General features: G+C 72.2%; 14 protein-coding genes. 8 read left to right on the forward strand and 6 right to left on the reverse strand.

Annotated elements, in window-relative coordinates; all coding sequences use genetic code 11:
* The coding region (locus Q0Q23_RS17875) for a DHA2 family efflux MFS transporter permease subunit (protein WP_295127343.1) at nucleotides 1-1,397 on the forward strand (1,397 nt) is incomplete at its 5' end.
* 113 nt (nucleotides 1,398-1,510) lie between these two features.
* Here the strand turns inward: Q0Q23_RS17875 and Q0Q23_RS17880 are convergent.
* Together Q0Q23_RS17880 and Q0Q23_RS17885 are read right to left on the reverse strand one after the other, a co-directional pair.
* Nucleotides 1,511-2,404 carry a VOC family protein gene (locus Q0Q23_RS17880; protein ID WP_295127346.1) on the reverse strand — a complete coding sequence of 298 codons (894 nt, stop codon included), beginning with the start codon at nucleotides 2,402-2,404 and terminating at the stop codon, nucleotides 1,511-1,513.
* 54 nt (nucleotides 2,405-2,458) lie between these two features.
* The gene (locus Q0Q23_RS17885) at nucleotides 2,459-3,163 is read right to left on the reverse strand and encodes an RraA family protein (RefSeq protein WP_295127349.1); all 705 of its coding nucleotides are present in this window, start codon (nucleotides 3,161-3,163) and stop codon (nucleotides 2,459-2,461) included.
* Nucleotides 3,164-3,316: 153 nt separating this feature from the next.
* On the opposite strand from Q0Q23_RS17885, the gene Q0Q23_RS17890 reads away from it, so the two are divergent.
* Entirely contained in the window at nucleotides 3,317-5,200 is a 1,884-nt protein-coding gene (locus Q0Q23_RS17890) for a heavy metal translocating P-type ATPase (RefSeq protein ID WP_295127352.1), read from the forward strand.
* 64 nt (nucleotides 5,201-5,264) lie between these two features.
* Here Q0Q23_RS17890 and Q0Q23_RS17895 read toward each other — a convergent pair whose 3' ends face one another.
* The 3 genes from Q0Q23_RS17895 to Q0Q23_RS17905 all read right to left on the reverse strand — a co-directional run bounded on the left by Q0Q23_RS17895 (nucleotide 5,265) and on the right by Q0Q23_RS17905 (nucleotide 7,128).
* The gene (locus Q0Q23_RS17895) at nucleotides 5,265-6,167 is read right to left on the reverse strand and encodes a phosphoribosylaminoimidazolesuccinocarboxamide synthase (protein WP_295127354.1); all 903 of its coding nucleotides are present in this window, start codon (nucleotides 6,165-6,167) and stop codon (nucleotides 5,265-5,267) included.
* Between the two features lie 100 nt (nucleotides 6,168-6,267).
* Nucleotides 6,268-6,645: an SHOCT domain-containing protein gene (locus tag Q0Q23_RS17900; protein ID WP_295127357.1), complete on the reverse strand. Its 378-nt coding sequence runs from the start codon at nucleotides 6,643-6,645 to the stop codon at nucleotides 6,268-6,270.
* A 9-nt stretch (nucleotides 6,646-6,654) separates the two neighbouring features.
* The gene (locus Q0Q23_RS17905; protein WP_295127360.1) at nucleotides 6,655-7,128 is read right to left on the reverse strand and encodes a DUF6325 family protein; all 474 of its coding nucleotides are present in this window, start codon (nucleotides 7,126-7,128) and stop codon (nucleotides 6,655-6,657) included.
* Between the two features lie 179 nt (nucleotides 7,129-7,307).
* Between Q0Q23_RS17905 and Q0Q23_RS17910 the strand changes: the two genes are divergently transcribed.
* Nucleotides 7,308-8,555 carry an FAD-binding protein gene (locus Q0Q23_RS17910; protein ID WP_295127363.1) on the forward strand — a complete coding sequence of 416 codons (1,248 nt, stop codon included), beginning with the start codon at nucleotides 7,308-7,310 and terminating at the stop codon, nucleotides 8,553-8,555.
* A gap of 130 nt (nucleotides 8,556-8,685) precedes the next feature.
* Here the strand turns inward: Q0Q23_RS17910 and purD are convergent, their stop codons facing one another.
* On the reverse strand, nucleotides 8,686-9,948 hold the full coding sequence (gene purD / locus Q0Q23_RS17915) for a phosphoribosylamine--glycine ligase (RefSeq protein WP_295127366.1): 1,263 nt from the start codon (nucleotides 9,946-9,948) through the stop codon (nucleotides 8,686-8,688).
* Between the two features lie 59 nt (nucleotides 9,949-10,007).
* Between purD and Q0Q23_RS17920 the strand changes: the two genes are divergently transcribed.
* The 5 genes from Q0Q23_RS17920 to Q0Q23_RS17940 all read left to right on the forward strand — a co-directional run.
* Nucleotides 10,008-10,364, forward strand: coding sequence for a sterol carrier family protein (locus tag Q0Q23_RS17920; protein ID WP_295127369.1), 357 nt, complete (start codon nucleotides 10,008-10,010; stop codon nucleotides 10,362-10,364).
* Between the two features lie 136 nt (nucleotides 10,365-10,500).
* Nucleotides 10,501-11,067 (forward strand): hypothetical protein, encoded by a 567-nt coding sequence (locus Q0Q23_RS17925; protein ID WP_295127372.1) that lies wholly within the window; start codon nucleotides 10,501-10,503, stop codon nucleotides 11,065-11,067.
* A 33-nt stretch (nucleotides 11,068-11,100) separates the two neighbouring features.
* Nucleotides 11,101-12,687 carry an amidophosphoribosyltransferase gene (purF, locus tag Q0Q23_RS17930; RefSeq protein ID WP_295127375.1) on the forward strand — a complete coding sequence of 529 codons (1,587 nt, stop codon included), beginning with the start codon at nucleotides 11,101-11,103 and terminating at the stop codon, nucleotides 12,685-12,687.
* A 40-nt stretch (nucleotides 12,688-12,727) separates the two neighbouring features.
* Nucleotides 12,728-13,849 carry a phosphoribosylformylglycinamidine cyclo-ligase gene (purM, locus tag Q0Q23_RS17935; RefSeq protein WP_295127378.1) on the forward strand — a complete coding sequence of 374 codons (1,122 nt, stop codon included), beginning with the start codon at nucleotides 12,728-12,730 and terminating at the stop codon, nucleotides 13,847-13,849.
* 171 nt (nucleotides 13,850-14,020) lie between these two features.
* On the forward strand, nucleotides 14,021-15,171 hold a 1,151-nt coding region (locus Q0Q23_RS17940), incomplete at its 3' end, for a Calx-beta domain-containing protein (protein WP_295127381.1).

Here is a 15,171-nt window from a genome sequence, read left to right on the forward strand (position 1 = left end):
AGAACATCTACCTGATCGGCCTCGTGATCTTCACGCTGGCCTCCGCCTGGTGCGGCTTCTCCGGCGCGATGCCGGGAGGCGGCATCGGGATGCTGATCACCGCACGTGTGGTGCAGGGCCTCGGCGCCGCGCTGATGACCCCCCAGACCATGGCCGTCATCACCCGGATCTTCCCGCCCGACCGCCGGGGCGCCGCGATGGGTCTCTGGGGCGCGGTCGCCGGTGTCGCGACCCTGATCGGCCCGCTGCTGGGCGGCGTGCTGGTCGACTGGCTCGGCTGGGAGTGGATCTTCTTCATCAACGTGCCGGTCGGCATCGTCGCGTTCATCCTCGCCGTGCGCCTCGTGCCCACGCTGCCGACGCACACGCACGCCTTCGACATCCTCGGCGTGATCCTCTCGGCCGGCGGCATGTTCCTGGTGGTCTTCGGCATCCAGGAGGGCGGCACCTACGACTGGGGCACGATCGGCGGCGGCCCGTTCTCGGTGTGGGGCCTGATCATCGCCGGAATCGTCGTGCTGATCGCGTTCGTGGTCTGGCAGGCGCTCAACAAGAAGGAGCCGCTGCTGCCGCTCCCGCTGTTCCGCGACCGCAACTTCTCGCTCAGCAACGGCGCGATCACGGCCGTCGGTTTCGCCGTGACCTGCATGGCGCTGCCGCTGGTGTTCTACTTCCAGACCGTCCGCGGGCTCACTCCGACCGAATCGGCGCTGATGCTCGCCCCGACCGCGGTGTTCTCCGGCGTGCTCGCGCCGGTGATGGGCCGCCTGATCGACAAGATCAACCCCAAGTGGGTCGCCACCCCGGGCCTGGTGCTCTTCTCCCTGTCGCTGTTCCTCTACTCCCGCATGCTCACGCCGGACATCAGCATCTGGTGGCTGCTGATCCCGAGCGCACTGCTCGGCATCGCGATGTCGGGCGTCTGGGGCCCCATCTCCGCGACGACGACCCGCAACCTCCCGATGAACCAGGCCGGGGCCGGGTCGGGCGTCTTCAACACGACGCGCCAGATCGGCGCCGTGCTCGGCAGCGCGTCGATCTCCGCCCTCATCACCGGCCGCCTCGCCGTCGACCTCCCGAAGGCTCCGGGAGGTGCTGCGCCGACCACGACCACGGGCACGGAGCTGCCGACCTTCCTGCACGCGGGATTCACCCAGGCGATGTCGGAGGCGCTGCTGCTTCCCGCCGCGGTGGCGCTTCTCGGAGCCCTCATCGTGATCTGGTGGGAGAAGCCCCGCCCGCCCGCGTGGGGACCGGGTGCGGCCGCTCACGGCGCGCATGCGGCCGCCGCGCCCGTGGATGCCGTCCAGCACGGCGCGCACGCGGCCGAAACGGTCGAAGCGGTGCGCGACGGCGACGAGCACCACGGAGTCCACGCCGCGCCCGCGACCGACTGAACCCCGTGCGCCGCGCCGCACGGAAGTGACGAAGGGAGGACTCCCGAGCCGATCAGGCCCGGGAGTCCTCCCTTCACTGCGTTACACCGGCGCGCCGGCGCCGAGCTCCTCCGTTACCGCTCGGCGACGACGCGCACGGCGTTGGCCCACGGGTCGTCGAACGCGACCGAACGGCCGTCGTCACGTGTCTGCACCCCGTAGTGCCGCATCCGTTCGGTCAGGGCGCCGACGTCGTCGGCGGAGGGGAGCCGCAACTCCACCTCGCCGAGGCCCAGGGCGAGACGGCGTGCGCCGGCGCCTCGGCTGTTCCAGGTGTTCATCGCCATGTGGTGGTGGTAGCCGCCGGCCGAGACGAACAGGGCCGACGATCCGAGAGCGGCCGTGGTCTCGAACCCCAGCCGGTCGACGTAGAAGGCGCGCGCGGTGGCGACGTCGCCGACCGAGAGGTGCACGTGCCCGACGGCCGCGTCGCCGAAGCGCGGGTCGTCGCCCGCGGCGCCGGGCACGGCCTCCGCCAGCGCAGCGCCCCGGTCGGTGAGGTGCTCGCGCAGGAACGCGTTCGGATCGAGGTAGAGGGTGTCCATCTCCACCTGTCCGTGCGTCCAGCTCCACTGGCTGCGGTCGCGGTCCCAGTACAGCTCGACGCCGTTGCCCTCCGGGTCGGTGAAGTAGAACGCCTGCGAGACCAGGTGGTCGGCGCTGCCGGTGAACGTGCCCGGCGCGCGCCGTGCGACCGAGTACACCGCTGCGGCGAGGGTCTCCTGGCTGTCGAACAGGATCGCGGTGTGGAACAGGCCGGCTTCGCCGGGGGACGCGTGCGTGAGCTCGGGGGCGTGCTCCAGGATCACGGACGGCGTCGTGCCGCGGCCCAGGATCACCCGGCCGCCCTCTGCGGCCAGCACGGAGAGCGTGACGGCGTCGCGGTAGTAGGCGGTCATCGCGTCGAGGTCGGCGACGCGCAGCGTCACCGCTCCCATCGCGGAGTCGGCGGGCAGGAGTTCGGGCATGGGGGTTTCAACAGCCGGGACGTCGACAAAATTTCACGGCGGGCGACGCAGGGCTCAGGTCTCGATCGCGCCGCCGGTCTCGGCGAGGTAGCGCCGCAGGGTCAGGGTCGGGTCTGCGGCCTGCCGTTCGCGGTAGCGGCTGAAGTCGAGCTGTTCGCGCAACGAGCGTCCGGCGCGCATCCGCGCGGCCTGGGCGCCCTCGACCGATTGGATGCGACGAGCCTCCGCGAACAGCTCGTCGCGGTGGCCGTCGCCGACGACGAGCACTCCGTCGTCGTCCGCCACGATCCAGTCGTCCGGACGGACGGCGACGCCGTCGAGGAATGCGCTGCGCATCGCCGTGCCCGCGGGCGGAACGCGGCGCGGGCCGAACGGATGCGCGCCCAGGCTGAAGACGGGGAGGCCGATCTCGCGCAGCTGCGCCGTGTCGCGGTGCAGCCCCCAGATCACCGCGCCCGCCATCCCCGCGAGCTTCGCCTCGAGGAGCATGAGGTCGCCGACGCACGCCTCGTCGTGACGGCCGCCGTTGTCGACGACGAGCACTGCTCCGTCGGGCGCATCGTCGATGGTCTCGAGCAGGACGTCGACGCTGCCGAGGTGCGTGACGGGGGCAGCGGGGCCCTGGAACGGGCGGCCGGGGAGGAGGGCGCGAAGCCCGACCGGCGCGACCGCGACCGGGATGCCGAGCCGGACGGCGGCGTCGGCGACGGCGGCGCTGGGGAGGGCGGCGGTGTCGGGGGGTGCGGTGGTCGTGTCCATAGTCGCGACGCTACCGTCGCGCGCATGCGCCGGGGGGAATGCGGGTGGACCCGGAAGTCCTCCACTGTCGCCGCGCGACACGAAGGTTCCACAGATCGTGATTGGGTCTTCTCCCCGCGCTGCGCCTGCCCAAGGATTGAGGCGGGAGGTCCGATGAGACGAATCGCGAAGCTGGCTCGCCGCTATTGGGTCGTCACGCTGACGCTCGGCGTCGGGGTGGTCGGCATCGTTCTGGCGCTCGCCGGAGCCGGCTGGCTCGTGCAGTGGATCTTCAGCGTGTACGCGCTGGCCTTCGCCCTGTGGCAGGCCGTCGGGATGGTGCGCGCCATGGCGCGCGGGAGGTTCGGTCTCGACATCCTCGCCATCACGGCGATCGTCGCCACCGTGCTGGTCGGCGAGTACGTCGCGGCGCTGATCGTCGTTCTCATGCTGACCGGCGGCGACGCGCTCGAAGACTATGCGAACCGCCGAGCGAAACGTGAGCTCGACGCCCTGCTGACGCGTGCGCCGCAGCTCGCGCACCGGGTGGTCGACGGCGGCTACGAGGAGGTACCGGTCGACCAGGTGATCGTCGGCGACCGACTGCTGGTGCGGCCGTCGGAGATCGTGCCGGTCGACGGCGTTCTGCTGTCCGAACATGCGACGTTCGACCAGGCGTCGATCACGGGCGAGAGCATCCCGGTCGAGAAGTCGCCGGGCGACGAGGTGCTGAGCGGTTCGGTCAACGGACACGAGGCCGTCGAGATGCGCGCGGCGTCGACCGCTGCGTCCTCCCAATATCAGCAGATCGTCGCGCTGGTCGCACAGGCGGCCGAGAGCAAGGCGCCGGTGGTGCGGCTGGCCGATCGCTACGCCGTGCCGTTCACCGTGTTCTCCCTGGCGCTCGCGGCGCTGGCGTGGTGGCTGAGCGGCGAGGCGGTGCGGTTCGCCGAGGTACTCGTGCTCGCGACGCCGTGCCCGCTGCTGATCGCGGCTCCGGTGGCCTTCATCGGAGGCATGAGCCGGAGCGCGCGCAACAGCATCATCGTGAAGTCCGGCGGCGTGCTCGAGCAGTTGGCGCGAGCGCGCACGGCGGTCTTCGACAAGACCGGCACGCTGACCTACGGGGCGCCCGCCCTGACTGCAGTGCGGCCGGAGCCGCCGTTCGGGGCCGACGAGCTCCTGACCACAGTCGCCAGCGCGGAACAGTACTCGTCGCACGTGCTGGCGGCGTCCTTCATCCGAGCAGCACGCGACCGTGGGCTCCCGCTGCACGAGGCGGCATCGGCGCAGGAGGCGGCGACGAACGGGGTCGTCGCCGAGATCGGCGGCCGCGAGGTCGTGGTGGGCAAGTTCGCGTTCGTCGCGGAGCACGCGCCCGACGCGCGGCGCACGACGATCGCGCCGGGGGAGCTCGCCGTCTACGTGGCCATCGGCGGGCGCTATGCCGGGGCGTTGCTCGCCAGCGACCGGCTGCGCGACGACGCGGTCACCACACTCCACGAGCTCGCGGCGCTCGGCGTCACGAACACGATGATGCTCACCGGCGACGCGCGGGAGACGGCGGAGCACATCGCGTCCGAGCTCGGAATAGCCGCGGTGCGCGCGGAGTGTCTGCCCGCCGACAAAGTCGCGGAGGTCGCGGGAATCGCGGAGCGGCCGGTGATCATGGTCGGCGACGGTGTGAACGACGCGCCCGTGCTCGCAGCAGCCGACGTCGGGATAGCGATGGGCGCGAAGGGCGCGACGGCGGCGAGCGAGTCGGCCGACGCGGTCATCCTCGTGGACGACGTCTACGGTGTCGCGCGCGCGGTGCGGATCGGCGCGGACACGGTGCGCATCGCGCTCCAGAGCATCTGGCTCGGGATCATCGTCTCGGTCGTGCTGATGGTGATCGCCGCGTTCGGCTTCATCCCGGCGACGGCCGGTGCGCTCATCCAGGAGCTCGTGGACCTCGCGACGATCCTCGCGGCGCTCCGGGCGATCGGCGGCCGACTCGACGCCCGGGAGGCCGAGCGCGGCGGTACGGCGCCCGCAGCTGTCGCGCCTGCCGGCTGACCGAGGTGGGAGGCGGCGGCAGCGGCGTGGTGGTTTCCCGCTCGCCTGCGCGGCAGTGCTCGCCCTACTCGCCGGTCAGCCGCTGCAGCAGCTCGCGGTAGCGGTCGGCCGTGCGGGCGACGATCTCGGCGGGCAGCTCGGGCGGCGTCCCGGACTTGTCCCAGTTCGCGGTCAGCCAGTCGCGGACGATCTGCTTGTCGAAGCTCGCCATCCGCTCGCGCGGTGTCGCCGCGGTCGCGAAAACGTGGGCGTCCCAGTACCGGCTCGAGTCGCTGGTGAGCACCTCGTCGGCGAGGGTGATCTCGCCGGTGGTCCGGTCGGCGCCGAACTCGAACTTCGTGTCGGCGATGATGACGCCCCGGTCCTCCGCGATCGCGGACCCGCGAGCGTACACCTCGAGCGAGAGTCGCCGCAGCTCCTCGGCGACCTCGGGACCGACGAGCTCGACTGTGCGCTCGAAGCTGATGTTCTCGTCGTGCTCGCCGAGCGGAGCCTTCCACGCGGGCGTGTAGATCGGCTCGGGCAGACGATCGCCGTCGGTGAGGTCGGGCGGGAGCGGCACGCCGCAGACGCTCTGCGTCTGCTGGTACTCGGCCCACCCGCTGCCGGTGAGATACCCGCGCACGACGCACTCGACGGGGAACATGTCCAGCGGCTTCACGAGCATCGCCCGGCCGGACACCTCCGCGGGAATCCGCTCCACGATCCGCTCGCCATCCAAGCGGTGGTCGGGGATCAGGTGGTTGGGCACACCGTGCAGGCGGTCGAACCACCAGAGGCTCAGCGTCGTGAGCAGCTCGCCCTTGCCCGGGATCCCTGGCTCGAGCACATGATCGAACGCGCTGACGCGGTCGGAGGCCACCACCAGCACGGCGTCGGTGTCCGCCAAGCCGTCCGCCCCCTCGGGAACGTACAGGTCGCGGACCTTCCCGGAGTAGACGTGTTTCCAGCCTGCCAGTTCGCTCACCCGTCCATCGTAGAGGCGGCGACGGCTCTGCCCGCGACCGCGACCGGACCGCGGGCGCGATGCCCGCTGCCTGGTCGTGCCCGCGCCGAGCCGGACGCCGTCAGGCGAGCAGCTTCGCCTTCGCGGCCGAGAACTCGTCGTCCGACAGGATGCCCTGCGAGTGCAACGTGGCGAGCTGCTGCAGCTGCGCCATCATGTCGTCGGCGGCACTCGGTGCGGCGGCCGGAGCGGCGGCGGCCGCCTGCTGCTGCGCCGCCTGCTGCTGCGCGGCCTGTTGGGCGGCAGCCTGCTGGGCCATCTGCTGCATCTGCGCCTGCTGCTGGTCCGCCTCGTACTGCTGCTGGTCGTACTTGTCTTGCGCGCGCTGCGCTTGGCGTCGCTGCACGTTGCCCGAGACCGCCGTCGCGGTTCCGGCGACGACCGCGGTGCGCGCGGCCATCCCGATCAGTCCGGGTCGTCCCATGCGTCCCAATGGCATGTCTGCTCCCTAGCTCTCGACCGGCTGGTTGTCCGGCACGGTGTCCGACTCGATGAACGCCTCGAAGTCCTCCGCGACGACGGCGTTGACCACCGGCGCTGGGATGCGCTCACTGTGCACCACCAGTCCGCCGGCCTGGAAAAACCTGCTGGCGAGGTCCTTCGCCCACAGGTGCTCGATCACGAGGACCGCTCCGGTGGTCCCCGGCTCGATCAGCTCGGCGATCGAGTCGACGTCCTCGTCGCCGGCGAGCCCGCTCGCCTCGAGGGTGACCCCGGCCATGCCGATCTCGTCACCGATCTCCTCGAGTTCCACGATGTCGACGCTGCCATCGTCGTGACGCGTGACGAAGAGGAGGTCGAGCAGTCGCAGAGTGCCGCTCTCGACCAGGTCGAGGATGGCCTGCACCACGCCGGGGGACGGTCTGTCGTTGTCGAACTGGGCGACGATGAACTCCGCCGGACCGTATTCGAATTCAGCCATCTCGCGCCTCCGTCTGCGGGTCGCTCCCGCTTTCACGGCAGACGATACACACGCGTACTCGGCCCGGCAATGACCGATTTCGTCCTGCACTCGCGGGCGGAATGTGCACGTTCACATCCGTAGACTGGGCGTACGGCTCCGCCCGCCGACGGGCGCGCCGACGCGAGGAGGAGACCCGAGTGAGCGAGAAGAACTGGGCGGGGAACTACGAGTACCGGGCGCGAATCGTGCAGCCGCAGAGCCTCGACGAACTGCGTGACGTCGTGACGAGCGCGCCGAAGGTCCGGGCGCTCGGCAGCAGGCACTCGTTCAACGACCTCGCCGACACCGACACCGACGGCGTGCTCGTGAGCACAGCGGCGCTCCCGGCCGGCATCCGCGTCGACGCGGAGTCGCGCACGGTCACCGTGGGCGGAGGCGTGCGGTACGGCGACCTCGCCCGCGACCTCCAGGCAGAGGGCTGGGCACTGCACAACCTCGCCTCCCTGCCGCACATCTCGGTGGCCGGCGCGATCGCCACCGCCACCCACGGCTCCGGGGACCGCAACGGCAACCTCTCGTCCGCAGTGGCCGGTCTGCGCATCCTCACCGCCTCCGGCGAGACGGTGGACTTCACGCGGGGCGATCGGGAGTTCGCGGGCGCGGCGGTCTCGCTCGGCGCACTCGGCGTGGTGACCGAGGTCACCCTCGACATCCGGCCGACGTTCGATGTCCGCCAGCGGCTCTTCGCCGGTCTGCCCTGGGAGGCGGTGACGGACCGCTTCGACGAGGTCACCTCGGCCGCCTACAGCGTCTCGCTGTTCACGACGTGGCACGAAGAGTCCGTCTCGCTGGCCTGGCTCAAGGAGCTCGACGGCGTCGCGACCACGGTCGGCGACGACTTCTTCGGCGCTGCCGCGCTCACCGAGGCGCGGCACATGATCGCGACGATGGACGTCAGGAACACCACGCAGCAGCTCGGCGTGGTCGGTCCGTGGAGCGAGCGGCTGGCCCATTTCCGCTTCGAGTTCACCCCCTCGAACGGTGAGGAGATCCAGTCGGAGTACCTGGTGCCGCGTGCCAGGGCGGTGGAGGCGATCCGCGCCGTGCGCGAGCTCGGCCCGCTGATCGCGCCGCTGCTGCAGATCAGCGAGATCCGCACCGTCGCCGCCGACGACCTGTGGCTCTCGAGCGCGTTCGGGACCGACGTGGTCGGCCTCCACTTCACGTGGCTGCGCGACCAGGCCGGGGTCGAGTCCGTGCTGCCCGCGCTGGAGGCCGCCCTCCTGCCTCTGGGCGCGCGGCCGCACTGGGGCAAGCTGTACGTCGATCTCGACGGTGTCGTCCCGGGCCTCTACCCGCGGCTCGACGCGTTCCGCGCGCTCGCGGACCGGCTCGATCCGGAGGGTCGCTTCCGCAACCCCTTCCTCACCCGCCTCCTCGGCTAGCGATGTTCTGAGCCGGCGACCGCCCGTCGAGTGCGCCGATTGTCTGCGTACTCGACTGTTTTGGCCGGACTTTCGGCGTACTCGGCGGTGCGTCCGATGCGGCCGGTGCGTGCGGTGCCGGGGAGCCGGGTCAGGAGCGCGCGACCCGGGCGGCGATGTCGGTGCGGTACTGCGAGCCGGGGAGCTCGATGCGGGCGATCGCGTCGTACGCGCGCTCGCGCGCCTCGTCGAACGTGGTGCCCCGCGCGACCACCGAGAGCACCCGCCCTCCGGTCGCCAGCAGTGCGCCGGTCTCGGGGTCGAGTGCGGTCGCGGCGTGCGCGATCGTGACCTCGGGCACCTGCGCCGCCTCGTCGAGGCCGGTGATGGGGCGCCCGGTCTGCGGAGCCTCCGGATACCCCTCGCTCGCGAGCACGACCGTCACCGCGGTGTCGAGCGCGAACTCGGGGCGCGGCATGCCGCCCAGGCCGCCGGTCGCCGCCGCGTACAAGAGCGAGGAGAGCGGGGTGACCAGCCGCGGCAGCACGACCTGCGTCTCCGGGTCGCCGAAGCGCGCGTTGAACTCGATCACGCGGATGCCCGAGGACGTGACGATCAGCCCGCAGTAGAGGAGTCCGATGAACGGCGTCTGCTCGGCGGCGAGCTGCCGCACGGTCGGCAGGGCGATCGTGTCGATGACCTCGTCCACGAAGTTCTCGGGCAGCCACGGCAGCGGCGAGTATGCGCCCATGCCTCCGGTGTTCGGCCCGCCGTCGCCGTCGAGGAGGCGCTTGTAGTCCTGGGCCGGGCTGAGCGGCAGCACGGTGTGGCCGTCGCTGACCAGGAAGAGCGAGACCTCCTGGCCGTCGAGGAACTCCTCGACGAGGACGCCGCCCTGGGCGAGATAGTGGCGCGCGTGCTCCACCGCGGCGGCGCGGTCGGAGGTCACGATGACGCCCTTGCCGGCCGCGAGACCGTCGGCTTTCACGACGTAGGGCGCCCCGAACTCGTCGAGCGCGCCCTCGGCCTGCGCGAGCGTGCTCGCACGGACGGCTCGGCCGGTCGGCACGCCGGCCTCCTCCATGATCCGCTTGGCGAAAGTCTTGGAGCCCTCGAGCTGCGCGGCCGCACGACCGGGACCGAACACCGGGATGCCGCGCGTGCGGAGCGGGTCGGCGACACCGGCGACGAGGGGAGCCTCCGGGCCGATGACGACGAGCTCCACGCCGTTCTCGATCACGTACTCGGCCACCGCGGCGCCGTCGAGCGGATCGAGCCCGGGCTCCACGGCGACATCCGCCGCGATCCCCGCGTTGCCGGGGGCGGCCACGATCGAATGCCCGGCCTCCTCGGCCAGCAGTGCGGTGATGATGGCGTGCTCGCGGGCACCGGAACCGAGGACCAGAATCTTCACGCGACCAATGCTAGAGGTCGCCGCGGAGCGACGCGGACCCTCGGTGGAAGGATGTGGATATGGCCAGAGCGAAGATTCCTGTGGAGGAGGGCGGCGCGGCCGTGCGCGCCGCGCTGGGCGGCGGCGCCGACCGCGACACGACGGCGACGGCCGTGCGCTACCTCCTGCAGCTGCTGGCCGAGCGGGCACCGGGCAATACCGTGGAGGTCCGGGTGCCGCCGTTCGGAGCTGTGCAGTGCATCCCGGGCCCGCGTCACACCCGCGGCACACCCCCGAACGTGATCGAGACCGACGCGGCCACCTGGCTCGCGCTGGCGTCCGGGAGCCGTTCCTGGGCCGATGCACTGGCCTCCGGTTCGGTCCACGCGTCGGGCCAACGCGCCTCCCTCGAGGGCCTCCTCCCCCTGCGCTATTGACCTCGTCCCTCCCGCGTCCCCTCCGTCTCGCCGGACAGGGGACGCAACACGCCGTTCAGGATGAGCGGTGGCGGCGTGCCGCGTCCCCTGTGGGTGGTGGGCGGGCGCTCAGGTGCGGTGCGCGAGAATGGAGGGCATGAGCGAGTCCCAGCCGCAACCCGAGCCGCAGCCCGAAGCGGAGCCGCGGTCCGAGGAGCGCCCGTCCGCTGCCGAGCGGGAGGCCGCCGAGCAGCGGGCGGGCCAGCAGCCCGGGCAGCGGCAGCGGCCGGAGCAGCAGCCCGAGCAGCGGCAGCAGCCGGGGCAGCAGCCCGAGCAGCAGCCCGAGCAGCAGCCCGAGGAGCAGGCCACCGTCACCGAAGCGGCGGTCCGGGTGCAGCGCTCGCCGCGGTACTTCCGGTTCATGATCACCGGCGCCGTCGTCTTCGCGGTCATCGCGCTCATCCTCACCTACTCGTTCCCCGAGAACCCGACCTACGACCGCGCCGCCGTCTTCGGATTCCTGCTGGCGATCTGCGCCACCGTCGGCGTCGCCCTCGGCGCCCTGGTCGCCCTCCTGATCGACCGGGCTGCGACCCGACGGGCGCGCACCGTCCAGGCGGATAGAATCGACGTGCGCCTGCCCGACTCCGAGACCGGTTCCCAGAACGGTGACGAGCCGAGCGACACGCGGCCGAGCGACCAGCGCCCGTCCGTCGACAGCTGAACATCCCGACAACCCTCGAGAAAGGGGTCCGCTGTGGCCGGAGGCGACGGTCGTCTGAGTCATGATCTTCTGCCCGGAGAGAAAGGCCCGCAGGACGCGTGCGGCGTCTTCGGGGTGTGGGCTCCCGGCGAGGAGGTCGCCAAGCTCAGCTACTTCGGCCTCTACGCGCTGCAGCACCGCGGCCAGGAGTCGGCGGGCATCGCGACCAGCGACGGCAGCAAGATCCTGATCTACAAAGACATGGGTCTCGTCTCCCAGGTCTTCAACGAGAACGCGCTCAACTCGCTGACCGGCCACATCGCCGTCGGCCACACGCGCTACTCCACCACCGGCGCATCCAGCTGGCAGAACGCGCAGCCCACGCTGGGCCGCACCTCCAGCGGCACTGTCGCGCTCGGCCACAACGGCAACCTGACCAACACCGCCGAGCTCATGCAGCTCGTGCACGACCGCTACCCGCAGCTCGACGGCGAGCTGAGCCGCGGCAACACGACCGACACCGCCGTCGTCACCGCGCTCCTCACCGGCGACCTCGACCACACGCTCGAGGCCACGGCACTGGAGGTGCTGCCCCGGCTGCGCGGCGCGTTCTGCCTGGTCTTCATGGACGAGCACACCCTCTACGCGGCGCGCGACCCGCAGGGTGTGCGCCCGCTGGTCCTCGGCCGCCTCGATCGCGGCTGGGTCGTGGCCTCCGAGACCGCGGCGCTCGACATCGTCGGCGCGAGCTTCGTGCGCGAGGTGGAGCCCGGCGAGCTGATCGCCATCGACGAGAACGGCCTGCGCACCCAGCGCTTCGCCGCCGAGAAGCGCGCGGGCTGCGTGTTCGAGTACGTCTACCTCGCGCGCCCCGACACCACCATCGCCGGCCGCGGCGTGTACGAGGCCCGCGTCGAGATGGGCCGCCAGCTCGCCCGCGAGCACGAGGTGGAGGCCGACCTCGTCATCCCGACGCCCGAGTCCGGCACCCCGGCTGCGATCGGCTACGCCCAGGCGTCCGGCATCCCCTTCGGTCAGGGGCTGGTCAAGAACTCGTACGTCGGCCGCACCTTCATCCAGCCGTCGCAGACCATCCGCCAGCGCGGTATCAAGCTCAAGCTGAACCCGCTCAAGGAGGTCATCAAGGGCAAGCGGCTCGTCGTGGTCGACGACTCCATCGTGCGCGGCAACACGCAGCGCGCCTTGGTGTCGATGCTGCGCGAGGCCGGCGCCGCCGAGGTGCACGTGCGCATCTCGAGCCCGCCGATCACCTGGCCCTGCTTCTACGGCATCGACTTCGCGTCCCGCGCCGAGCTGATCGCGACCGGCCTGGGCGTGGACGAGGTGCGCCAGTCGATCGGTGCCGACTCGCTCGGCTACCTGTCCGAGGACGGCATGATCGCCGCGACCGACCAGCCGCGTGAGCGTCTCTGCACGGCGTGCTTCACGGGCAAATACCCCATCGAGCTCCCGGACGCCCACCACCTGGGCAAGAACCTGCTGGAGCGCCCGGAGGAGGCGGCGCAGACGGTCGCACCGACGGACGACGGCGCGAGCGCGACGAGCGACGGCTGCGAGCCGGGGCCGGATGCGGAGTACGAGCGCCTGCTGAGCTTCGGCGACCCGGGGCGGCAGGAGTAGCGCGGGCGGAGGCCCCCGCCTCGCCCGATACCATGGAGCGGTGACCGACCCCACCGCATCCTCGTCCGCTTCCTATGCCGCCGCCGGCGTCGACACGGCCGCGGGTGACCGCGCCGTCGAGCTGATGAAGGCGGCTGTGGCGCGCACCCAGGGCCCGCAGGTGCTGGGCGGCGTCGGCGGGTTCGCCGGGATGTTCGACGTGTCGGCGCTCAAGGAGTTCCGCCGGCCGCTGCTGGCGACCTCCACCGACGGGGTCGGCACCAAGGTCGCGATCGCGCAGGCCCTCGACAAGCACGACACGATCGGTCAGGACCTCGTGGGCATGGTCGTCGACGACATCGTCGTGGTGGGCGCCCGGCCCCTGTTCATGACCGACTACATCGCCTGCGGCAAGGTCGTGCCCGAGCGCATCGCCGCGATCGTCGCCGGCATCGCTCGCGCCTGCGAGGCGACCGGCACGGCGCTCGTCGGCGGCGAGACGGCCGAGCACCCCGGCCTGCTCGGGCCCGACGACTACGACGTCGCCGGAGCGGCCGTCGGCGCCGTCGAGGCGGACGAGCTGCTCGGCGCCGACCGTGTGCGCGACGGCGACGTGGTGCTGGCGCTGGCGTCGTCCGGGCTGCACTCGAACGGTTTCTCGCTCGTGCGGCACATCCTCGCGCAGCGCTCCATCGCCTTCGGCGACCGCTCGGACGACTTCGGCGGCGTGGTCGGTGAGGCGTTGCTCGAGCCCACGCGCCTCTACACGTCGCCGCTGCTGCGGGTGCTCGCGGAGCCGTCGCTGAGCGGCGCCGTGCACTCGCTCAGCCATGTCACCGGCGGCGGTATCGCCGCGAACCTGGCTCGGGTCCTCCCGGTCGGATCGTGGGTGGAGGTCGACCGCTCCACCTGGTCGCCGACCCCGGTGTTCCGGGTGCTGAGCGACCTCGCCGGGAGCACGTTGGAGTCGGCGGAGGGCACCTGGAACCTCGGCATCGGCATGTTCGCCGTGGTCGCACCGGAGGCCGCGACCGCCGTCGCCGCAGCGATCGCGGCGGACGGCATCCCGACCTGGCCGGTCGGCACGGTCTCGACCGCTGCCCGTGACCTGGCCGGCTTCGAGCAGGGCGCCAAGGGCGTGGACGGCGGCGCGGTGCGCCTGGTCGGCGCCTACGCCGACTGACCGCCTCCCCGCCTCCACTCGCGCGCGGCGCCTGCTCGCACCCGCCGAGGGGCACGTCGTCGTCGCTTGCGGCGTGCGAAAGCGACAACGACCTGCCCCTCGTGGTGACGACCGGCGCGTGACCCCTTCGTGGAGGCGCGCGCGGCGGCGGCCGCCCGCTAGAGTGGCCGCGTGACCCCTCCGCATGCCCGCATTCGTGTGGCGTGCGCTCTCCTCGCTGCGTGCGTCGCGTCACTCGTGAGTGTCGGCCTCCCGCTTGCCGCTGTCGCGGAGACCTCCGCTCGGGCGGCGCTGCCCGCGACGCCGCCCGCGGGCATCCCGGCCCTCGCGCCGATCGTCGACTGCGTGCAAGACGCCCCCCTCGGTGCGGTGACCTCCCGCACCGTCGTGCTGGGCTACCGGTCGGCTGAGGCGAGCCCCGTCGCGGTCGCCGCGGGCTCCGGGAGCAACGACCTCGGGCCCGGCCGGGCCGACCGCGGGCAGCCCACGACGTTCCAGCCCGGCGTCCACCACGGGGCGTGGCTGCTGACGGTGGATGCACTGGCCGAGCCGACGCTCACCTGGACGCTGGGCGCCGCGGTCGCGACCATCGACGGTTCCGCGCCGGCCTGCACCGACGCCACGGCGGTCGCGATCGGTGCCCCGACGGCGGCTTCCGCCGCGGGCACCCTCTCCGTGACGGCCACGGTCACGCGGTTCCTGCTCGGGCCTCCGGACAGCGGCACCGTCTCGTTCGCCTTCGACGGGGGCGCGACGACCACGGCGCCCGTGGACGCGTCCGGCATCGCCCGTGCGGAGCTGCCCGCGCCCGCCGCCGGGACACGGACCCTCACGGCGACGTTCACGCCGACGGCGGGATCGACGCTGCGACGCGCGACGGCATCGTCGGAGATCTCGGTGGCGCCGGCCTCCGGGCCTCTCAGCGTCTTCGTCGACAGCGTCGTGGGCGGCAGCAGCGCAGCCCGGGTGTCCGTCACGCGCACGGTCGCCGCGGGTGCGGCGTCCGTCGCCTTCCGGACGGTCGACGGAACCGCCCACGCCGGCACCGACTTCCTGCCCGCCAGCGGCACCATCGCGCTCGCCGACGGCCAGTCCAGTGCCACGACCGCCGTCCAGCTGCCCCGGCGCGCACCCGGCTCGCCCGCCGCCACTTTCTTCGTCGTCCTCGAGCGCGCGACGGTCGGCGTCGACAGCGCGGTGGCGGTGGTGTCGCTTCCCGCCGTCCCGGCTGCGTCGGCGGCAGCGGCGTCCGTCGGCGGCCCCGCGGGTCACGGCGGCGGCACCGGGCCGGCCTCCGCGCTGCCGGAAGCCGACCCCAGCGC

The organism is uncultured Leifsonia sp. (assembly GCF_945957465.1).
Lineage (GTDB): Bacteria > Actinomycetota > Actinomycetes > Actinomycetales > Microbacteriaceae > Leifsonia.

What these genes read in the sequence shown, in the direction of transcription:
- Q0Q23_RS17885 (WP_295127349.1), bottom strand. Translation starts at nt 3,163, where the DNA reads ATGGACACGACCACCGCACCCCCCGACACCGCCGCCCTCCCCAGCGCC.
- Q0Q23_RS17905 (WP_295127360.1), bottom strand. Translation starts at nt 7,128, where the DNA reads ATGGCTGAATTCGAATACGGTCCGGCGGAGTTCATCGTCGCCCAGTTC.
- Q0Q23_RS17900 (WP_295127357.1), bottom strand. Translation starts at nt 6,645, where the DNA reads ATGCCATTGGGACGCATGGGACGACCCGGACTGATCGGGATGGCCGCG.
- Q0Q23_RS17925 (WP_295127372.1), top strand. Translation starts at nt 10,501, where the DNA reads ATGAGCGAGTCCCAGCCGCAACCCGAGCCGCAGCCCGAAGCGGAGCCG.
- Q0Q23_RS17880 (WP_295127346.1), bottom strand. Translation starts at nt 2,404, where the DNA reads ATGCCCGAACTCCTGCCCGCCGACTCCGCGATGGGAGCGGTGACGCTG.
- Q0Q23_RS17890 (WP_295127352.1), top strand. Translation starts at nt 3,317, where the DNA reads ATGAGACGAATCGCGAAGCTGGCTCGCCGCTATTGGGTCGTCACGCTG.
- Q0Q23_RS17920 (WP_295127369.1), top strand. Translation starts at nt 10,008, where the DNA reads ATGGCCAGAGCGAAGATTCCTGTGGAGGAGGGCGGCGCGGCCGTGCGC.